This is a genomic window from Petralouisia sp., assembly GCF_056822245.1.
In genome coordinates this window covers 12,723-32,313 of the sequence record NZ_JBQIOP010000044.1, presented here as the reverse complement: position 1 = coordinate 32,313, position 19,591 = coordinate 12,723, and the positions used below count along the sequence as shown (strand labels likewise).

Annotated in this window: 15 protein-coding genes and 1 tRNA gene; 1 reads left to right on the top strand and 15 read right to left on the bottom strand. The window is 48.1% G+C overall.

Features of this window, described 5'->3' with window-relative positions; genetic code table 11:
* Positions 1-176 precede the first annotated feature (176 nt).
* The 5 genes from ACTO17_RS15330 to ACTO17_RS15310 form a co-directional block, all read right to left on the bottom strand.
* Complete coding sequence (locus ACTO17_RS15330; RefSeq protein WP_482558538.1) at positions 177-1,193, bottom strand: CPBP family intramembrane glutamic endopeptidase; 1,017 nt, start codon at positions 1,191-1,193, stop codon at positions 177-179.
* Positions 1,194-1,202: 9 nt separating this feature from the next.
* Complete coding sequence (locus ACTO17_RS15325; protein WP_482558539.1) at positions 1,203-2,036, bottom strand: CvfB family protein; 834 nt, start codon at positions 2,034-2,036, stop codon at positions 1,203-1,205.
* Positions 2,036-2,746, bottom strand: a complete 711-nt coding sequence (locus tag ACTO17_RS15320; protein WP_482558537.1) for an acyl-[acyl-carrier-protein] thioesterase — start codon at positions 2,744-2,746, stop codon at positions 2,036-2,038. Before ACTO17_RS15320 ends, ACTO17_RS15325 begins: the two co-directional genes overlap by 1 nt.
* A 69-nt stretch (positions 2,747-2,815) precedes the next feature.
* A tRNA-Gln gene (locus ACTO17_RS15315) sits at positions 2,816-2,887 on the bottom strand.
* Positions 2,888-2,942: 55 nt separating this feature from the next.
* Positions 2,943-3,590 (bottom strand): YigZ family protein, encoded by a 648-nt coding sequence (locus ACTO17_RS15310; RefSeq protein WP_172535763.1) that lies wholly within the window; start codon positions 3,588-3,590, stop codon positions 2,943-2,945.
* A gap of 291 nt (positions 3,591-3,881) precedes the next feature.
* Between ACTO17_RS15310 and ACTO17_RS15305 the strand changes: the two genes are divergently transcribed.
* Entirely contained in the window at positions 3,882-6,614 is a 2,733-nt protein-coding gene (locus tag ACTO17_RS15305) for a transglycosylase domain-containing protein (RefSeq protein ID WP_172535762.1), read from the top strand.
* Between the two features lie 88 nt (positions 6,615-6,702).
* On the opposite strand, the gene ACTO17_RS15300 is transcribed toward ACTO17_RS15305, so the two are convergent.
* The 10 genes from ACTO17_RS15300 to hprK form a co-directional block, all read right to left on the bottom strand.
* Complete coding sequence (locus ACTO17_RS15300; protein ID WP_172535761.1) at positions 6,703-7,725, bottom strand: response regulator; 1,023 nt, start codon at positions 7,723-7,725, stop codon at positions 6,703-6,705.
* Positions 7,726-7,876: 151 nt separating this feature from the next.
* A complete protein-coding gene (locus tag ACTO17_RS15295) occupies positions 7,877-9,628 on the bottom strand; it encodes an ammonium transporter (protein WP_172535760.1) in 1,752 nt (583 codons plus the stop codon).
* A gap of 282 nt (positions 9,629-9,910) precedes the next feature.
* On the bottom strand, positions 9,911-12,025 hold the full coding sequence (locus ACTO17_RS15290) for a glutamine synthetase III family protein (RefSeq protein WP_482558536.1): 2,115 nt from the start codon (positions 12,023-12,025) through the stop codon (positions 9,911-9,913).
* 276 nt (positions 12,026-12,301) lie between these two features.
* The gene (fba, locus tag ACTO17_RS15285; RefSeq protein WP_135989757.1) at positions 12,302-13,168 is read right to left on the bottom strand and encodes a class II fructose-1,6-bisphosphate aldolase; all 867 of its coding nucleotides are present in this window, start codon (positions 13,166-13,168) and stop codon (positions 12,302-12,304) included.
* A gap of 212 nt (positions 13,169-13,380) precedes the next feature.
* Positions 13,381-14,289, bottom strand: a complete 909-nt coding sequence (locus ACTO17_RS15280; RefSeq protein WP_172535758.1) for a diacylglycerol/lipid kinase family protein — start codon at positions 14,287-14,289, stop codon at positions 13,381-13,383.
* 8 nt (positions 14,290-14,297) lie between these two features.
* A complete protein-coding gene (gene whiA / locus ACTO17_RS15275; protein ID WP_172535757.1) occupies positions 14,298-15,248 on the bottom strand; it encodes a DNA-binding protein WhiA in 951 nt (316 codons plus the stop codon).
* A 105-nt stretch (positions 15,249-15,353) separates the two neighbouring features.
* Complete coding sequence (rapZ, locus tag ACTO17_RS15270; RefSeq protein WP_172535756.1) at positions 15,354-16,229, bottom strand: RNase adapter RapZ; 876 nt, start codon at positions 16,227-16,229, stop codon at positions 15,354-15,356.
* A 27-nt stretch (positions 16,230-16,256) separates the two neighbouring features.
* A complete protein-coding gene (gene murB / locus ACTO17_RS15265; RefSeq protein ID WP_482558535.1) occupies positions 16,257-17,165 on the bottom strand; it encodes a UDP-N-acetylmuramate dehydrogenase in 909 nt (302 codons plus the stop codon).
* Position 17,166: 1 nt separating this feature from the next.
* Positions 17,167-18,561, bottom strand: coding sequence for an aminopeptidase (locus tag ACTO17_RS15260; RefSeq protein ID WP_482558534.1), 1,395 nt, complete (start codon positions 18,559-18,561; stop codon positions 17,167-17,169).
* Between the two features lie 81 nt (positions 18,562-18,642).
* Complete coding sequence (hprK, locus tag ACTO17_RS15255) at positions 18,643-19,587, bottom strand: HPr(Ser) kinase/phosphatase (protein WP_172535754.1); 945 nt, start codon at positions 19,585-19,587, stop codon at positions 18,643-18,645.
* Positions 19,588-19,591 lie beyond the last annotated feature (4 nt).

Genomic DNA, 19,591 nt, shown 5'->3' with positions numbered 1-19,591 from the left:
TCTTGGGAGTGACGGCTCTCCGGAACTCCTTAGACGCAGTTCGCAGTTAGTTCGCCGGAACACTGCCCGGTTTGCGGGGCAAAGGGCAATCCGGTAGTTCTGTCCGTACCCAAATATAAAACCTTCGTTGTAGTCCCAGACATCATACAAACAGTTCCAACGCCCCTGCCTTTATTCTATCCCATTCTTTCTATATAAATACGCATTCCCATCACCGCAAAGCAGATCAGCGCCGCAGCAATCAGCGGAATGGTAATGATCCGCTCTCTCGTCCCTCCTGAGAACATTCTTTTCACATAGTCCCAGCGATGGTTGATTTTACAGATGGCGATATAAATTCCCACTGCGCCGCAGGTGGTGCCTACTGCAATAATCGCCCAGATTGTAATTCCCATCAGGAACATCAGAAGCTCGCTGCTTTCCATAGTGGAGGCATAGCCGCCTGCCTGTATCTGCATATCGGGGTCTATGCCTGCGGCATGGTACAGGATGGGAAGAAGGAAGCTCATCACCACACTGGTGGCATTCAGCGTAAAGTGGGCGATCATAGAGCTGAAGATACTGCCGGTGGCTTCCACCAGAAACGCCAGGTAAATGCCGAGGGCAAAAGCATAGATGAACTGGTTCAGGTTCATATGCATACAGCCGAACAGAAATCCGGTCAGCAGAATGGCCGGAAGCATCCTGCTCTTTTTATAGGTCTGAAACATCAGGCCCCGGAACAGAAATTCCTCTACACAGGCCGGCATTACCGCTGTAAACAGCAGGCTGAGAAAAAAATTCTGCCCCTGCACCATATCCAGAACTGCCGCTGAGCCGGAAGTGCTGAAAATCATGGAAATAGCATTCAGCACAATGATCAGGGGGTACATCAGATACGTACACACCACCACAAGGGCTATGGTACCGATGCTGATTTTCCGATAGGGAAGCAGCTGCAGAATTCCTGTTTTTCGTTCCTCCTGCCGTCCTTCTTCCTGCTGCACTACAGCGGGAACCCGGCGGGAAACTGTTCTGAGGTACAGAAATCCCGGCACAAACACCAACATCTGTGAAATCAGGATGGCAGTATAATTGGACATGTTCTGGAATGAAGGAACAAAAACCGATAAGAAACTTAATGCAAAACTCATCCCCACATAGAGAACCACCGTCAGCAGAAAAATACGATTTACACCTTTGTTTTCAGACATAGCTCCCTCCTATAATTTCCGGATATTTTCTTTGGTAATTTCTATCTGCCGTTCCTTGTACAGCCGCCCCACTGCACGCTTAAACGCATTTTTGCTCATTTTGGTTTCCTGCAGAATAAGCTCCGGAGACGCTTTATCAGTAAAGGGAAGCTCGCCCCCGTACTGATCCAACAGCTCCAACACCTTAAGGGCGTCCTGATTCATCTGCACATAGGCCTTTTCCCTCGTAGTCAGATCCAGTTTCCCATCGGGTTTTACGCCGGTCACCCTGGCATTGACACAGTCTCCAATCCGAAGAAAACTGTGATCCTCATGACGGGGAATCAACGCGGAATAGCGGTCATCCACCGCTACAAACGTACCGAAATTGTCGCTGAACTCATAGACCCGTCCCTGCACCGTATCTCCCGCCTGATACGGAGAGTCGGTATCCAGTATTTCATAAATCTCTTTCATACTGGCGCAGAGCCGTCTGCTTTTATCCGTATACAGCCTTACCAGTATTTCGTCCTGCTCCCGGACTTTGCCGATCTGCTCTTTATACGGAAGAAATAAATCTTTTTCCAGGCCCCAGTCCAGAAATGCGCCGATGCCCTGTACGGATATGACGGTAAGTGCTTTCACCTCTCCCATTTTCAGCTTCGGCTCCCGGGTGGTGGTAATCATCCGATCTTTGGAATCCTTATAGACAAACACTTCTATCCTATCTCCCATCTGCGTTCCTTCCGGCACCTGCCGGGCCGGAAGCAGCACCCTTGTCTCGTCCCCTTCCCGTTCTGCCAGATAAACGCCGAATTCTACCTGTTTTACCACTGTAAGACTTTGCTTTTCTCCTAACCGAATCATACTTTTTCCTCCAATTCTATCACCGCATAGGGATTGCCCTGGGCATCCGCCAGATTTACAGTGATTTTGTCCTCTCCCTGAATGGCATAGGGATATATCATATCTCCATATACGGCAGCTTTCCGGTATTCCGCCTTCATCCTGCCGGTATGAAATCCAGAAGGCAGATATTCCTGGGCCATGCAGATGTATTTTCCATTATTCACATGCTGATTGGTGTCAATGTGATATTTGTGCACGGGAAAAGGCTCCTTCGCCTCCATCCCTTCTGGCAGAACCACCTTTCTGGACCCAGGTTCCATAGGCAGCCTGGGAAAAAATTCATAGGCGTCCGTCATCTCCTCCGGCACCCTGACCGGCTTTTTGCTTTCAATGTCAAGCAGCGCCCAGATGGAATTGGCGCATGCCAGAAGCTCCTCCCCTTCACCCTTCATGGTGTAATTGCGGTAGCCGAAAAAGCCTTTAAAATCATAGGGCCATGTGCTGACCTGTATTTTTTCACCAAAAACAGGATAACGCTTCAGCTCCACCTGCCAGCAGGTCAATACCCAGACCAGGCCCTGTTCTGCCATATAAGAAAGACCCACGCCCAGCTCTTCCGCCTGAAAGGAACTGCAGTCCTGAAAATAATCCAGAATCGCATTCATCTTAACGGCGCCTTTGCTGTCCACTTCACTGTAACGAACTCTGCTATCAAAACGGTACATAACTTCCTCCCATTTCCAACTTTCTGTATATATGATAAAAACCCATCACATTCTGTGATGGGTTTCAAGCTGGCCCACAAGGATTCGAACCTTGAAATGACGGAGTCAGAGTCCGTTGCCTTACCGTTTGGCGATGGGCCATTGTTTTCAACAAAATGTATTATATACGAGTTCTGACAGAATTGCAAGCATTTTTTTAAATTTTTTTAAAAATTTTTATTTTTCCGTCAATTACGGCAAATTCTGCAGGCCCGCCCACCTGAAAACCTGCTGTTCCGCTGGTTTTATCTGTAATTTCCTTCTGCAGCAGCTCCAATTGATCCATGGGCGCCATCACCTCTGTCACTACTTTGTCGGTATAGCTGACATCAACAGCCGTTATCTGCTTCTGCGCCAGGATATACTGGATCTTTCCAATGGTATTGTAATCGCATTCCACCTTAAGAAGCCTTCCCGGCAGTTTATCAATGATCACGCTGTGTTCTAAGCCAGATTGCACCGCCTTCTGGTAAGCCCGCACCAGACCTCCGGTTCCAAGAAGCGTTCCGCCGAAATATCTGGTGACCACCACGGCAATATTGTGAATGTCCTCCTTAAGCAGCACATCTAACATGGGGCGTCCGGCTGTGCCGGCAGGTTCTCCGTCATCACTGCACCGCTGCAGGCTGTGATGTTCCCCGGCAACAAAAGCATAGCAGTTATGTCTTGCGTCCCAGTACTGCTTTTTCATTCTTCCGATAAATGCCAATGCCTCTTCTTCTGTTTCGATTTTCTCTGTGGTTGCAATAAAACGTGACTTTTTTTCCACAATCTCGCCGCTTCCGCCCTGGTACAATGTTTTCACTGAACTAATTTCCTCCCTCTGCCGGTCTTTGGGACATGCCTGCATATCATGTTAAGGCCTGCTCCGCTGTTTTTCATTTTAACATATTTACAGGTAATTCCACAAGCCGCAAAATTTTTCTTTATTTCGCAATTCTTTTTTGTTATAATATGGAGAAAGTTTTGCCTTCCGTCTTTACGGCGGCAGGAATCTTATGGTTAATTTGCAGTGATAAATCAGATACTACCTCTATAAATATGGGTAATATTTCACGGATTGTATTCGGCATTTCTTTGTAAAGGAGGTTTACCAATGAATTATGGAAAAAAAGGCGTATCGCGGAAAGAAAAACAACTTACTTCCACAGCCTCTCTGGTACGCAGGAAATTTTCAGTGATTTTCTTTAAAACGCTGCTGATCTGCTTCATAGCGGCTGTTGTCATCGGCGGCTGCGCAGGAATCGGAGTTTTCAAGGGCATTATTGATTCTGCCCCGGATATTTCTGATATTGACCCCACCCCCACCGGCTATCTGTCCGTAGTCCTGGATAACCAGGGCAATCAGACCGCCAAACTGGTGGCTTCCGGCTCCAACCGGGTGTATGTCACGCTGGATGAAATTCCAGAAGATCTTCAGCATGCCTTTGTGGCCATTGAGGACGAACGGTTCTACGAACACAACGGCATTGATTTGAAAGGAATTATCCGGGCGGGCTTTACCGGCATTGCCAATGGCTTTCATTTCAGTCAGGGCGCAAGCACCATCACACAGCAGCTTCTGAAAAACAACGTATTTGAAGGATGGACCAATCAGTCCGGCATTGAGAAGGTAAAGCGGAAAATCCAGGAACAGTATCTTGCCATAGAGCTGAGCAAGGTAAAATCCAAGGAATGGGTATTGGAAAATTATTTAAACACCATCAATCTGGGACAGAATACCCTGGGCGTACAGTCTGCTTCCCGCCGTTATTTCGGCAAAGACGTCTCGGAACTGTCTTTGTCGGAAGGGGCTGTAATCGCCGGGATCACCAAAAATCCTTCCGCCTACAACCCGGTGAGCCATCCCAAGGAAAATGACAAGCGGCGGAGACTGGTTCTGAAAAATATGAAGGATCAGGGCTATATTTCAGACAATGAATACAATGAGGCCTTAAAAGACGACGTTTATTCCCGCATTCAGCAGGTAAATATTGAATATGCGGCAGACAACCCCAACTCATATTTTGTAGATGCGGTCATTGACCAGGTGGCCAGGGATCTGGTGGAGAAAAAAGGATATACCGACACCCAGGCTTACAAAGCCCTCTACAACAGCGGCCTTACCATTGAATCCACCCAGGATATGGGAATTCAGCAGATTTGCGATGAAGAAGTCAATAACGCGGAAAATTACTCCACAGCGCCTCAGTATTCCTTCTCCTACCGGCTGACCGTGGAAGAAAAAGACGGCACTATGAAAAATTACAGCGATCAGACCATGATTTCCTATTACAGCGCCTCCAATCCGGATTACTCCCTGAATTTTTCCAGTCAGGAAGAGGCCCAGGCGGCCATCGACGCTTATAAATCAGAAATTATGGGGCCGGGTGATACCATTGTTGAGAACGGGGAATCTGTGGTGTTTACCCTGCAGCCCCAGGCAGCCGTCACCATTATGGATCAATTTACCGGAGACATTAAGGCAATCGTGGGAGGAAGAGGCGATAAAAGCGGAAGCCGTACCCTGAACCGGGCCACGGACACCACCAGGCAGCCCGGCTCTACCTTCAAGGTTCTTGCCGCTTACGCTCCGGCTTTAGACACCGCCGGAATGACTCTGGCTACCGTCCAGGACGACGCTCCCTTTTCCTATGCCAACGGAACCTCCCTGCGCAACTATGACAATAATTACCGGGGATTTACCACCATCCGCTACGCCATTACCAAATCCATCAACGTGGTAACCGTCAAAACCCTGACTGATATTTCTCCTCAGACCGGTTATGATTATCTGACAAACTTCGGATTTACCACACTGACGGAAGATGATATTGTACAGTCCTTAGCTTTAGGGGGCATTACTCAGGGCGTTACCAATCTGGAGCTGACTGCCGCCTATGCCACCATTGCCGACGGCGGAACCTACACAAAACCCCGGTTTTATACCAGGATTCTGGATCACAACGGCAATGTGCTGATTGACAATACCCAGGAAACTCATACGGTACTGAAGGAAAGCACTGCCTTTCTGCTGACTTCCGCCATGCAGGATGTGGTCACAGTGGGAACCGGCGGCGCAGTAAACTTCGGAAATATGCCCATTGCAGGCAAAACAGGAACCACCACCAAGAACAGGGACGCTTTGTTCGCCGGGTTTACCCCTTACTACACCTGCTCTGTCTGGTGCGGATACGACGACAACACTCCCCAGGACGGCGCGCTGACTTCCAATCCCAAAACCCTCTGGCGCAATATTATGGGAAGAATTCATGAAAATCTGGAGTACAGAGATTTTACCCAGCCGGAAGGCATCACCACTGCTGCCGTATGCAAAAAATCCGGCAAACTGGCCGTGGAGGGCCTGTGCGACGCCGATCCCAGGGGAAGCATGGTGGAAACGGAATTTTTTGCCGCCGGAACCGTCCCCACAGAGTACTGCGATCACCACGTAAGCGCCACCATCTGCACAGCTTCCGGTATGCTTGCAAACGAATTCTGCCCACAGGAAAACAGACAGGGCGGCATCTATATTGTAGGCGGATCTCCGGATACGGAGGACGGGCCTTTCCTGTTGTCGGATTCTCTGTCACAGGAAAATTACTGTACCGTCCACACGGCCGCTTCCATGGTTCCGGAAATCCCGCCGGTGGAAATTCCCGATCAGTCACAGGGAATCACAGGCAAGCCCAACAAAGACGACAAAGAGCATACCAGTGATAAAAAAGAGGATGACGATCCGCCGGAGGACGAGATGCCGGAAGAACCGGAAGATATCGATCCGCCGGAGGACAACGCTCCTGAGGACAACAATATCGGAGAGAACGAGATACCGGAAGAAAATCCCTGATTTCAGTGAGCATGCTTTTATCGCTGAATACAGACAGAAATGGAGCTGTTTCCCGACAGCCCCATTTCTGATCAATGGAAAGACCGATTTACAGCTCCATATAGTAAATAACTTTTTCATCGCTGATGCTCTGGGTAAAACGCTGAGCAAAGCTCTCTAAGATTGTCTGGGTGACACTGGTCATCACCCGTGCGGTCATCTCTTCATGGGCTGTTCCCCAGACGCCTTCCGGAAACAGGCCTTCCACCCGCACACGGAACCGCTCCTGGCCCATGGGAATCAGAATCACCCGGACATCATAAACGGAAGAAATCATGACAAACCTTGTAAGAAGGAGCCAGACAATGAAATGCAGGCTGCCGCAAAACTCCTGGGAAGGCACTCCCGCTCCCTCATCCAGACGGATTTCCACTTTCTGGTTATACTCCGGATGCAGAAATCTGCCGTAAATATCCTTTTTCACTTCCTCCAGGCTCTTTAACGGCGACCGTTCATGCTCTAACAGCCAGGCGGTCAGCTTCTTTTCATAACGGGCCAGCTGCCAGGTTCCCTTTCCCGGCAGCTGGGATTTGACGTCATGAAGGAACACATTCAGCAGAGAACCCAAAAACTTCACCAGTTCTTCCCGCTCCCAGTCCCTTTCTTCTGTCACCCTTTTTAATTCCGCCGCCTGTAGGGATTTTTTCCTCAATTCCTGTTCCATCTCACGGCGGTTCAGCACATCAATTTCACGGCGGTCATATTTTACAATTCCGTCCATTATGGCATCGTACAGCTTGTGGTACTTTACCGGCCTCTGAAAAATCCGGAATACGTTCCTCTCATTGATCAGCAGCCTCAGGTGGGCCAGCTCCAGTCTCCAGGTGTATACAATGCACACGGTTTCCGGATAATTGCGGTTTAAATACTCTATCACCTTAGAACCGTCATACGTCGGCAGATCCAGTCCTGTGACTACCACCTTATATTTCTTTTTCTTCAATAGATACGCAGCCTCCAGACCGCTGTCTGCCGTGTCTGTAACGAAATTCCCCTTTCTCCCCTCCATAGCTGTCAGAAATTCCTGAATAATTTCTTTATTCTGGTTGACAAACAACAGATTATTTTCCATTTCCCAATCCTCCCGCTGTACTGGTCTTTGATCCATTATAATCCGTTTGTGCCAAAAAATCCAGAGATTTTCTCCTTTCGCCGATATAAAAATTCTTCCGCATTTTCCTTATAAATTATCTTTCCCTGTCCTAAAACTTCCCTTTCCTTATCTACTCCACATCCAAAAGCGCCTCCAGATCTTCCTCGCCGGTGCGGATTTTCACAACCTTTGCCACTTCATACACAAAAATCTTGCCATCGCCGATATGTCCGGTATACAGTGTTTTCTTCGCCGCCTGAATTACTTTCTCCACCGGAATATTTCCGACGATAATTTCCAGTTTTACTTTCGGAAGCAAGGTTGCGTCCAGTTCCACGCCCCTGTATTTCTCTCCGGCGCCTCTCTGAATTCCGCAGCCCATTACCTGAGTAACAGTCATTCCCGTGACACCAAGCTCATTCATGGCCTTTCTCAGTTTGTCATACCGGGACAGCTTCGCCACAATTGTGACTTTGTACATACCGCTGCCGGCGCCAACGCCTGGTGCAGCCACCACCGGAACTGCCGCGTCTCTTAATGCCTCAGAAGCATTCTCATACTCCGGCGTACCCAGATTGGTATTTTCGTTGATATCCATCGTCATCGTGTTGGATACATCCATAATGCTGAATCCAGAATATGCAGAAGCAATTCCATGTTCTGTGGAATCCAGACCCACTATCTCTTCTTCCTCCGTCACCCGAAGCCCAATCGTTGCCTTAATTGCCAGAAACGCAATGGTTATTGTCACAACCGTCCAGATTCCTACTGACAGGATTCCCAATGCCTGCAGGCCAAGCTGATGAAAGCCGCCGCCGTAAAACAGGCCGTCAATCTCGCTTCCCGGCGCAGAAGAAGTGGCAAAAAGCCCTACAGCCAAAGTTCCCCAGATTCCGTTTAAGCAATGTACTGCAACGGCGCCCACTGGATCGTCCACATGAAGCTTGTAATCCAGGAACCATACGCCAAATACCACCAAAAGGCCTGAGACAATTCCAACGGCCAGCGCGCCGAAGGCGTCTGTTACATCACAGGGCGCGGTAATTCCCACCAGTCCCGCCAATGACGCATTCAGACACATGGAAACATCCGGTTTGCCGAATTTCACCCAGGTAAACACCATACAAACCACCGTTGCCACAGCCGGCGCAATAGTTGTCGTTAAAAAGATAGAACCAAGCTGAGGGATACTGGTTGCTGCCGCTCCGTTAAACCCATACCAGCCAAACCAGAGAATGAAGCATCCCAGGCATCCCAGCGGGAGATTATGTCCCGGAAATGCATTAACTTTCGTAACCTTTCCGTTTTTGTCTGTGGTAAATTTTCCAATTCGGGGACCCAATATTTTTGCTCCGATCAGGGCGGAGATACCGCCTACCATATGGATGGCGCAGGAACCTGCAAAATCATGAAATCCCATCTGCGCCAGCCAGCCGCCGCCCCAGATCCAGTGAGCTTCAATAGGGTAAATCAATGCAGAAATCACACCGGAATAAATGCAGTAGGACAAAAACTTGGTCCGCTCCGCCATAGCGCCGGACACAATGGTGGCCGTAGTGGCGCAGAATACCAGGTTAAATACAAAATTAGAAAAATCAAATTCCTGATAAGCGGTAAAAATGTCAAATCCCGGCTTCCCGATAAAACCCATTAAATCTTCTCCCAACAGAAGGGAAAAACCAATCAAAATGAACATTACCGTCCCGATACAGAAATCCATCAGATTTTTCATCAAAATATTTCCGCTGTTCTTTGCCCTGGTAAAACCTGCCTCCACCATAGCAAAGCCTGCCTGCATCCAAAACACCAGCGCAGCTCCGATTAAAAACCAGATGCCAAAGGTATGTTCACTTATCAGGCTTACAATTGTTTCTTCTGTCATAATAATTCCTCCCTGTAATCAATTTTTCTATATAAAAAACGGTACTTTTCCCGTTCTCCACAGCGTTGTGGTCCGACAAAAATACCGTTTATTATCTGTTCTGTTCACAGATTATTCATTTTAGATTCAAAAAAGTTTCATTTCAGCAACATGAAAACTTCATTTCTTCCGCATATAATAAAACCATAACAAATGACAATCACAAGTTACTATTTGAATAAACTTTTTCATAATAAATGCCAGGTGACAAAGAGGTTACCTGGCATCCTCCCTTTCTGCACCTTATACTTCGAAAATCAAGTCTCCGTAGGACGGCATGGGCCACATTTCTTTGTCCACAATCATTTCCAGTTTATCTACCGGAGCGCGGAGCGCGTCCATGGCTGTTTTGACCTCATCCCGGTAACATACCGCCTGTTCCCTGCCCTGAGGCATTGCACAGGCCTGTTCTGCAGCCCCGGTGAGCCTGGTTAACGCTGCTTTTGTTTCAGCCAGAAGCCCGGAAACTTCTGTCAGCAGTCCAATCTGAACGCTTAAATCGGCCTCACAGGCAGCTTTTACGGAATTGATGGAATTTGCAAGGGCTGTAGTATATTTAATGACAGCCGGAATAATCTGCTTCCCTGCCATATCAATCATTGCCCTGGCTTCTATATTAATGGCTTTTGCATAGTTCTCATAGTGAATCTCGCTTCTGGACTCCAGTTCCGCTTTTGTAAACACATTGAATTTCTCAAACAATGCAATTGCCTTCTCTGTAACAAGGGCCGGAACTGCATCCACCATATTGGTGATATTGGGAAGCCCTCTGCGTTCTGCTTCCTCCACCCATTCCGGAGAATAGCCGTTTCCATTAAAGACAATATCCTGATGTTCAATGGCCTGCATCTTGATCAGGTCATGGACTGCCATCTCGAAATCATCGGCCTTCTCCAGCACATCACAGGCATCAGAAAACGCTTCCGCCACAATGGTATTCAGCACAACATTGGGCGCCGCAATGGAATCATTGGAGCCCACCATGCGGAATTCAAATTTATTGCCGGTAAAGGCAAAGGGTGAGGTGCGGTTTCGGTCTGTGGCGTCTTTCATAAAATCCGGCAGCGTCTTTACGCCGGTCTGAAGCACTTCCCCCTTCAGGCTTCGGGTGGCTTCTCCGGTGCTGATTAGCTGGGTCAGAACATCCTGAAGCTGCTCGCCAAGGAAAATAGAAATAATGGCAGGCGGCGCCTCATTTGCCCCTAATCTGTGATCATTTCCTGCATCTGCTGCAGATTCCCGAAGCAGATCCGCATGTTTGTGCACTGCTTTCAGAATACAGGTCAGCACTAAAAGAAACTGAATATTGTCATGGGGAGTCTTGCCCGGATCTAACATATTGATGCCATCGTCTGTAGTAATAGACCAGTTGTTATGTTTGCCGGAGCCGTTGACCCCGGCAAAAGGCTTTTCATGCAAAAGGCAGGTCATTCCATGACGGCCGGCCACTTTCTTTAACGTTTCCATTACAAGCTGGTTGTGATCCACCGCAATATTGGCTTCTGCATAAATAGGCGCCAGTTCGTGCTGCGCAGGAGCCACTTCGTTGTGCTGGGTTTTGGCGCTGACTCCCAGTTTCCACAGTTCTTTGTTCACGTCCTTCATATAAGCCGCAATCCGCTCCCGGATGGCGCCAAAGTAGTGGTCATCCATTTCCTGGCCCTTGGGAGGCATTGCGCCGAACAGCGTGCGCCCGGTAAAAATCAAATCTTTTCTCTTTAAATATTTCTGCCGGTCAACCAGAAAGTATTCCTGCTCCGGCCCCACGGAGGGAGTTACTTTTTTGGAGGTAACATTGCCGAACAGCCGCAGCAGGCGGATGGACTGAGCATTGATTGCTTCCATGGAACGCAGCAGAGGGGTTTTCTGATCCAGCGCCTCTCCGGTGTAGGAACAGAAAGCGGTGGGGATACAGAGCGTGGCTCCTGCTGCATCCTGCCTTACAAATGCCGGCGAGGTGCAGTCCCAGGCAGTATAGCCCCTTGCTTCAAACGTGGCCCGAAGGCCGCCGGAAGGGAAAGATGAGGCGTCCGGCTCTCCCTTGATCAGCTCTTTTCCGGAAAAACTCATCAGGACTTTTCCATTGGACATGGGCGCTGTAATAAAAGAATCGTGCTTTTCCGCCGTTACGCCGGTTAAAGGCTGAAACCAGTGGGTATAATGGGTGGCCCCCTTTTCAATGGCCCACTCTTTCATCTCATGGGCAACCACGTCCGCCGTTTCCAGATCCAGTTCTCTTCCCTCGCTGATCACATCTTTTAGCCTTTTGTAAACCTTCTTGGGCAGCCGTTCCTGCATGACTGCATCGTTGAACACGTTTTCACCAAAGATTTCCGCTACATTATAGTATTCGCTCATATTCTCATCCTTTCCAAAAAAAGGGCATTCCAAGCCTCTTGGAACACCCTTGTTCTATCGTTTATTTTCTGTCTGGTAATAAGATACTCTACTTTTTAGAAAAAAGCAATAGAATTTTCAGAAATATTTTATTTTTTGCTATTTCGGATAAATTTATTTCATTTCTGTCTTATTTTTATAAAAAATAGACAACAGGGCTCCCAGCGCGTGTTTGATAAATGCCCCGGTTCTGCAGCATGAAACAATTCCAAAATAAACTGAGGATAGAGCTTAAAATTATTCTGCCTTGCCTACGGAACCGAATAATTCCATTTTCTCTTTTACAGTTGCCTTAATTGCTTCTGCGCCGGGAGCCAGTAATTTTCTCGGGTCAAAGCCTTTGCCCTGCTGATCCTTACCTGCTTCGATGTATTCTCTGGTAGCTGCTGCAAAGGAAAGCTGACATTCTGTATTTACATTAATCTTAGCTACGCCCAAAGAAATTGCTTTCTTGATCATATCTTCCGGAATACCGGTACCGCCGTGAAGCACTAAGGGCATATCGCCTGTTTTCTGCTGAACTGCATCTAATGTTTCAAAGCTTAAGCCTGCCCAGTTGTCCGGATATTTGCCGTGGATATTGCCGATTCCTGCTGCAAGCATATCAACGCCCAGATCTGCAATTGCCTTGCACTCGTTAGGATCTGCACACTCTCCTGCGCCAATCACACCGTCTTCTTCTCCGCCGATGGAGCCTACTTCCGCTTCGATGGACATTCCCTTGTCATGGGCAATTTTTACCAGTTCTTTGGTCTTTTCTACATTCTCATCAATTGGATAATGAGAACCGTCAAACATGATAGAAGAAAATCCTGCTTCCACGCATTTCAGGCATCCTTCATAGCTGCCGTGATCCAGATGGATTGCTACGGGAACTGTGATGTTCAGCTCTTCCAACATACCGTTTACCATTCCTACTACGGTCTTATATCCGGCCATGTATTTTCCAGCGCCTTCTGATACGCCCAGAATCACCGGAGATTTCAATTCCTGTGCGGTAAGTAAGATAGATTTTGTCCACTCCAGATTGTTGATGTTGAACTGGCCCACAGCATAGTGTCCTGCTTTTGCTTTCTGTAACATTTCTTTTGCAGATACTAACATTTCTCTTCCTCCATTTCTGTTCCCTGTCCGGGGAACTCTCCTAAATTTCATATAGATTTGCCCCGGGCCGCGTCTGGAGACTGTCTGAGCCGTATATTGCCGGAAGATGTTTCCGGATACGCTCCTACAGCAAATGGCGGGATATCATCCAAACGCGCCCCTGGACAAATACTGTTTACATTTTACCGCATTTTTCCCAAAAAGAAAAGGACTTATACAGATAATTCTGAGTTTTTTACCATAATTTGTACGGCCTGTTTCTGATTCCTGATTTCCACCTCACTGTGGGTCCCTCCGTACTCCCCGTCCAGCGTCCAGGGAATCTCTTCTAAGCTTTTGATCTGCAGGCTGCCGGTCTTAAAGGTATAAATGGAATCCGTATTGTCTATGAGATTGGTAAGGCTTGCGATAATTTCATTCAGTTCAATGGGATTTTTCGGCATACGGATCAGCGTAACTTCAAAAAGCCCGTCGTCCAGCTGAACATTTTTCCCGGTAATATTTTTAAATCCTCCTGCAGAAGTGGAATTGGTCACCATGCCGTAGATAAATTCATCTTCAATGGTCTGCCCTTCCCAGGTGACCTGCAGATGGTAAGACTGTATAGTGGGAAGCCGTTTCAGCCCTTCCAGAATATATGCGATATGTCCAATCCGGTTCTTCAGCTCCTGGCTGGTGGCATAGGATACATCGGTAAACAGCCCGAAAGCCGCAATATAGACAAAATAATCCCCGTTAAACTCTCCCACGTCGCAGGCAAAAGGAATCCCGTTCACTGCAGCCGCCGCAGCCTCCTCCATACTCCTGGGAAACCCCAGGGAGCTGGCAAAATCATTGGTGCTTCCGGCCGGAATGTAACCGATGGGCCTCTTGTTTTCCCGGCACATCATGCCTGTCACCACTTCATCTAACGTACCGTCTCCGCCGCTGCATATCACCAGTTCATATTCCCCGGCCCGTTCCTTCACCAGCTCCATGGCGTCCTGGGGCTTCTGGGTGGGATAAACCGTAACCTCGTATCCGCTTTTTACAAACTGATCCACTATTTCAAACAGCTTACTTTTTATCTGGCCCTTTCCGGAAAAAGGGTTAAATACGAATAAAAGTTTCCTTCTTTCCATAATTCCTCCTAATTTCCTGCCTGCCGCAGCTCCTCTGCCAGTTCTGACAGCCTGCGCAGCCTGTGGTTCACTCCGGATTTTCCCACCGGAGGCTCCAAATAGGCTCCCAGCTCTTTCAGCGGCGCCTGGGGGTACTCCAGACGCACCAGTGCAATTTCCCTTAAATTATCTGGCAGGCTGTCCAGTCCTCTGGCATTTTTGATATAATTGATATCTTCCAACTGCTTCACCGCCGCACTGACTGTTTTATTAATATTGGCTGTTTCGCAATTCACCTTACGGTTAACCGAATTGCGCATTTCCTTTATGATCCGTACATTTTCCAGGTTCATCAAAGACACATGGGCTTCCATAATATTCAGCATATCCACAATCTGGGAGCCTTCCTTTAAATACACCACATGGTTCTTCTTGCGCATCACCACCTTGGCGTCCATCTCAAAGCTGTTGATAATCTCCATCAATTGTCTGGCTTTCCCTTCTCCGGTGCAGACAATCTCAAAATGATAGGATTTCTCCGGATCGCTCATGGAGCCTGCGCTTAAAAAAGCCCCCCGGATAAAAGCCCTGCGGCAGCAGGATTTCTGTACCAGAAGGCCGCACACCAGCTCCCTGGTCCGGATATCTTCATTTTTTTCATTCCGCCATTTCACCGCCTGCAGCACCCGCTTCACCTCCTGTTCCCCAAAAAGTGAAATCACAAAGGTTCTGCTTTTGTGAAGATAAATATTCTGCCGCACGGCAATCCGGCATGTGACCTGAAAGGTCTTTTTCATCAATATAAAATATTTACGGGCAAGCAGGAGATTCTCTGTGTAAATCCGCAGAACATGCTCTCCGCCTGCCTCTTCTGTTTTTCCTGCAAAGCTTAAAATTGCCGCAATCTCTGCAAGCCTGCAATGCCTGCTCTCGGACACCTGGCGCACCAGTTCCTCTTTTACCTGACCGGAAAAAGACATAACGCTTTCCTCCCGCTGATTTTCCCTGTCTGCTGCACATTTTTCCGGAATCTAAATCCCTGTCTGCCGCACATTTTCCGGAATCTGAAATCCCTCTCTGTGCATTTATTTATTGCGCAGCGCATCCTTTTGAATGTCTCTGTGGTCAATCTTAATTCCAAATTCTTTCTGATGTTTCAGCCGTTCAAACAGGCCGTTGGCAAGGGTAACGGAACGGTGTTTTCCGCCGGTGCACCCGATGCTGATCACAAGGGCTGTTTTCCCCTCTGTAATGTAATGGGGAATCAGGAATTTAACCATCTCTTCCAGTTTGTCCAGAAACTGGCCGGCCTCCGGATACTGCATCACGTAATCCTGTATCTCTTTGTCATTGCCGGTTTTGGCCCGCAGCCCTTCCACGTAATAGGGATTGGGCAGAAACCGCACGTCAAATACCAAATCGGAATCCGTGGGAATTCCATATTTAAACCCAAAGGACACAATGGTGACAAACAGGTTCTTATAATCCTGATTCTGCACAAAAATCTTCTCTAATTCCGCTTTCAGCTCTCGGGTCAGCATATTGCTGGTGTCCACAATGTAGTCTGCCTGCTTCCTGAGAAATTCCAGGCGCCTGCGCTCCTTCTGTATTCCCCTGTCCACCCGCTCTCCCGCTGCAAGGGGATGGGTGCGCCTGGTTTCTTTGTACCTTTTCACTAAAACTTCATCGGCGGAATCCAGGTAGAGGATGTCAAAGTCAATTTCTGTCTGGTTCAGCTTGTCCAGAACATCCTGCAGTTCATCTAATGCCTGGCCGCTGCGGATATCCACTCCCACAGCCGCCTTCTGCAACTCTCCTCCCGATACATTCACAAGTTCCGCAAACTTCTCAATCAATGCAATCGGAAGATTATCCACACAGAAATATCCGATGTCCTCCATTATTTTCAATGCCGTACTTTTACCGGCGCCGGACATTCCTGTCAATATTACAAATTTCAATCCATATCCTCCCTAATGCTTCCCCGGTTAAAAATCTCCTATGAATTTTACCTCCGGTTCCAGACGCACTCCAAACTGCGCCTCCACCTGATCCTGCACATCTGTAATCAGCTGACGAATATCCTTCGATACCGCTTTCTCTCTATTGATGACAAATCCGCAGTGCTTTTCAGAAACCTGGGCGCCTCCGACCTGATATCCCCGAAGCCCTGTATCCTGAATTAATTTTCCGGCAAAATACCCTTCTGGCCGCTTAAAGGTGCTGCCTGCGCTTGGATATTCCAGGGGCTGTTTTTCCACTCTCCGGTTTTTCAGTTCCTCCATCCGGTCTGAAATTTCTTCCGGATTTCCTTTGGAAAGCTGCAGTTTTGCTTCCAGTACAATCAAACGGCGTTCCAATATACAGCTGTGCCGGTAGCCCAGATCCAGTTCTTCGGCCCCAAGCTCCCGTTCCTGGCCGTCCTCAGTCAGAACTGTTACGCTCTTAAGGATCTGTTTTATCTCGCCGCCGTATGCGCCTGCGTTCATAACCACCGCCCCGCCGACGGTTCCCGGAATCCCGGAAGCAAATTCCATGCCGGTAAGGCTCTCTTTTGCGGCATACCGGGCCGCAGAGGACAGAAGCGCCCCTGCCTCTGCAGTCACAAGCTCTCCGTCTATGGAAATCCGATCCATCATTCTGCCGATTTCCATAACCAGTCCTCTTATGCCCCGATCCCCCACTAACAGGTTGCTGCCGTTGCCAATCACCATCCAGGGAACGTCAAACCGCCTGCACAGCTCAAGAACCGGCTGAATCTGCTGCCGGTTCGGCCGCACATAATACTCTGCCGGCCCTCCGGTGCGGAACGTCACATGGCTGCTCATGTTCTCTTCCAACGCCCGCTGATCCTCCCGTAAAATCCTCTGCAGATGTTTTAAAAATTCTTCCTTCACATTAAGCCTCTTTCAAAAATGCCGTATAGCCCAATTTTGCTTCATAAAGATCCACTTTACTGATAATTTCCCAGGGGGCATGCATATTCAGCACAGGCACGCCGCTGTCAATGACAGACATATTGTAATTTGCCAGAATAAAAGCGATTGTTCCGCCGCCGCCCTGGTCTACCTTGCCAAGCTCCGAGGTCTGGAAAGACACATTGTTATCCTCCATAATCCTGCGAAGCTCTGCCATATATTCCGGATTTGCATCGTTAGAACCGGCCTTTCCCCTGGAGCCTGTGTACTTGTTGAATACCAGTCCGTTTCCGAAGTAAGCCGCATTTCTTTTCTCCATTACGGAGGCATACAGCGGATCGTACGCCGCGCTTACATCGGAGGAAAGCACTTTGGAATTGGTCATGGCACGGTTGAATACAATCTGATCGTATCCTCCCATATTGTTCATAATCTCTGCCACCATATAGGCAAAAAACTGTGATTCCATACCGGTTGCCCCTACGCTTCCGATTTCTTCTTTATCCACTAACAGGCACACGCTGGTTTTCTCACAGACGCCTGCTTCCGCCACTGCCGCAAAAGAAGGATAAGCGCAAACTCTGTCGTCATGGCCGTATCCCATAATCATGCTGCGGTCAAAGCCGTAATCCCTTGCCTTTCCTGCCGGAACCACTTCAATTTCTGCAGACAGGAAATCCTCTTCTTCTATATTGTATTGCTCTTTTAAAATATTCAGTACATTTGTTTTTACCGCTTCTTTGGCTTTTTTCTCATCCTCTTCGCTTTCAAAAGGAATGCTGCCCACTAAAACATCCAGGTTTTCTCCCTCAATAACCTTAGCCGCTTTCTTCTCCAGCTGTTCAGCGGAAAGATGAATCAGCAGATCGCTGACGCCGAATACCGGGTCATCGTCTTTTTCCCCGATATTTACCGTTACTTTGGTTCCGTCTTTTTTCACAATGATGCCGTGAAGTGCCAAAGGAAGCGTTACCCACTGATATTTCTTAACACCGCCGTAATAGTGGGTGTCAAGCAGGGCCAGTTCTGTGTCCTCATAGAGAGGCACCTGTTTTAAATCCAGTCTGGGGGAATCAATATGAGCGCCCAGAATATTCATGCCCTTCTCCAAAGGCTGTCTGCCGATCACAAACAGCGCCAGCAGTTTTCCCATATTTTCCGCATAAACCTTATCTCCCGTCTGAAGAGTTCTTCCGGATGCAAGAACCTGCTTCAAATCCTCAAATCCTGCCGCCTCTGCCTGCGCCTTCAGTTCTGTGACACATTCCCGCTCTGTCTTGCAGTCGGAAATAAACTTCTTATATTTCTCTCCAAAGGCAAATATTTCCTGGCATTTTCCTTCCGGATATTTCTTCCATGCATTTTTTCTTTCCATGATAATTCCTCCTGATCTTATTTTCTGAACAATTCGTTGTTTTATTCTTCCAGTTCGTTACGATTCTAACCATTGACTGTTTTATTCTTCCAATTCATCGTCATCAGATTTCTGCAGATTCTCCTGCACCCTGCGGTACAGTTCTTTTGCCGCGTTATACCCCATCTTCTTCTGTCTGTGGTTGACGGCCGCAGACTCGCAGATTACAGCCAGATTACGGCCCGGCCGTATGGGAAGGGAATGGCAGACCACTTTATTGCCGAGGAATTCCGTGTACTCTTCCTCCATGCCCAGTCTGTCGTATTCATTATCTTTCTTCCAGTCCTCCAGTTTAATCACCAGATCGATATTCTGTTTTTCTTTTACACATTCCACGCCGTAGAGAGTCTTTACATCAATAATTCCGACTCCCCGCAGTTCGATAAAGTATCTGGTAATATCCGGCGCAGTGCCCACCAGGGTATGTTTGTTGATTTTGCGGATTTCCACCACATCATCGCTGACCAGCCGGTGTCCTCGGCGAATCAGCTCCAATGCCGCCTCGCTTTTGCCGATTCCGCTTTCTCCCATTATCAAAAGCCCCTCGCCGTAAACATCCACCAGTACTCCGTGAATGGAAATACAGGGCGCCAGTACCTCGCCCAGATAGTAAATCAGCTCTGCCATAAATGCAGAAGTTCCGTAATCCGTAGAAAGAACCGGGGTGTCATTCTCAGTGGCAATCTTAAGAAATTCCGGTTCCGGCTCCAGATCCCTGCTGAAAATCACACAGGGAACATGGTAGGACAGAAATTTCCGATAGACATCCAGTTTTTCTTCTGTGCTTAATTTCTGCACATAAGTATGCTCCACTCTGCCGATAATCTCAATTCTGCTTTTTTCAAAATAATCAAAATATCCTGTTAACTGCAGTGCCGGACGGTTCACCTCTGCCGTCGTGACTTTCCGGTTCCGGATATCTACTTCCGGATTCAGCACCTTTAAATTCATTTTTTCTATTATCTTTTTTACACTTACACCTTTCATCCGC

What these genes read in the sequence shown, in the direction of transcription:
- ACTO17_RS15330 (WP_482558538.1), bottom strand. Translation starts at nt 1,193, where the DNA reads ATGTCTGAAAACAAAGGTGTAAATCGTATTTTTCTGCTGACGGTGGTT.
- ACTO17_RS15320 (WP_482558537.1), bottom strand. Translation starts at nt 2,746, where the DNA reads ATGTACCGTTTTGATAGCAGAGTTCGTTACAGTGAAGTGGACAGCAAA.
- ACTO17_RS15305 (WP_172535762.1), top strand. Translation starts at nt 3,882, where the DNA reads ATGAATTATGGAAAAAAAGGCGTATCGCGGAAAGAAAAACAACTTACT.
- ACTO17_RS15300 (WP_172535761.1), bottom strand. Translation starts at nt 7,725, where the DNA reads ATGGAAAATAATCTGTTGTTTGTCAACCAGAATAAAGAAATTATTCAG.
- ACTO17_RS15295 (WP_172535760.1), bottom strand. Translation starts at nt 9,628, where the DNA reads ATGACAGAAGAAACAATTGTAAGCCTGATAAGTGAACATACCTTTGGC.
- ACTO17_RS15290 (WP_482558536.1), bottom strand. Translation starts at nt 12,025, where the DNA reads ATGAGCGAATACTATAATGTAGCGGAAATCTTTGGTGAAAACGTGTTC.
- fba (WP_135989757.1), bottom strand. Translation starts at nt 13,168, where the DNA reads ATGTTAGTATCTGCAAAAGAAATGTTACAGAAAGCAAAAGCAGGACAC.
- ACTO17_RS15280 (WP_172535758.1), bottom strand. Translation starts at nt 14,289, where the DNA reads ATGGAAAGAAGGAAACTTTTATTCGTATTTAACCCTTTTTCCGGAAAG.
- whiA (WP_172535757.1), bottom strand. Translation starts at nt 15,248, where the DNA reads ATGTCTTTTTCCGGTCAGGTAAAAGAGGAACTGGTGCGCCAGGTGTCC.
- ACTO17_RS15260 (WP_482558534.1), bottom strand. Translation starts at nt 18,561, where the DNA reads ATGGAAAGAAAAAATGCATGGAAGAAATATCCGGAAGGAAAATGCCAG.
- hprK (WP_172535754.1), bottom strand. Translation starts at nt 19,587, where the DNA reads ATGAAAGGTGTAAGTGTAAAAAAGATAATAGAAAAAATGAATTTAAAG.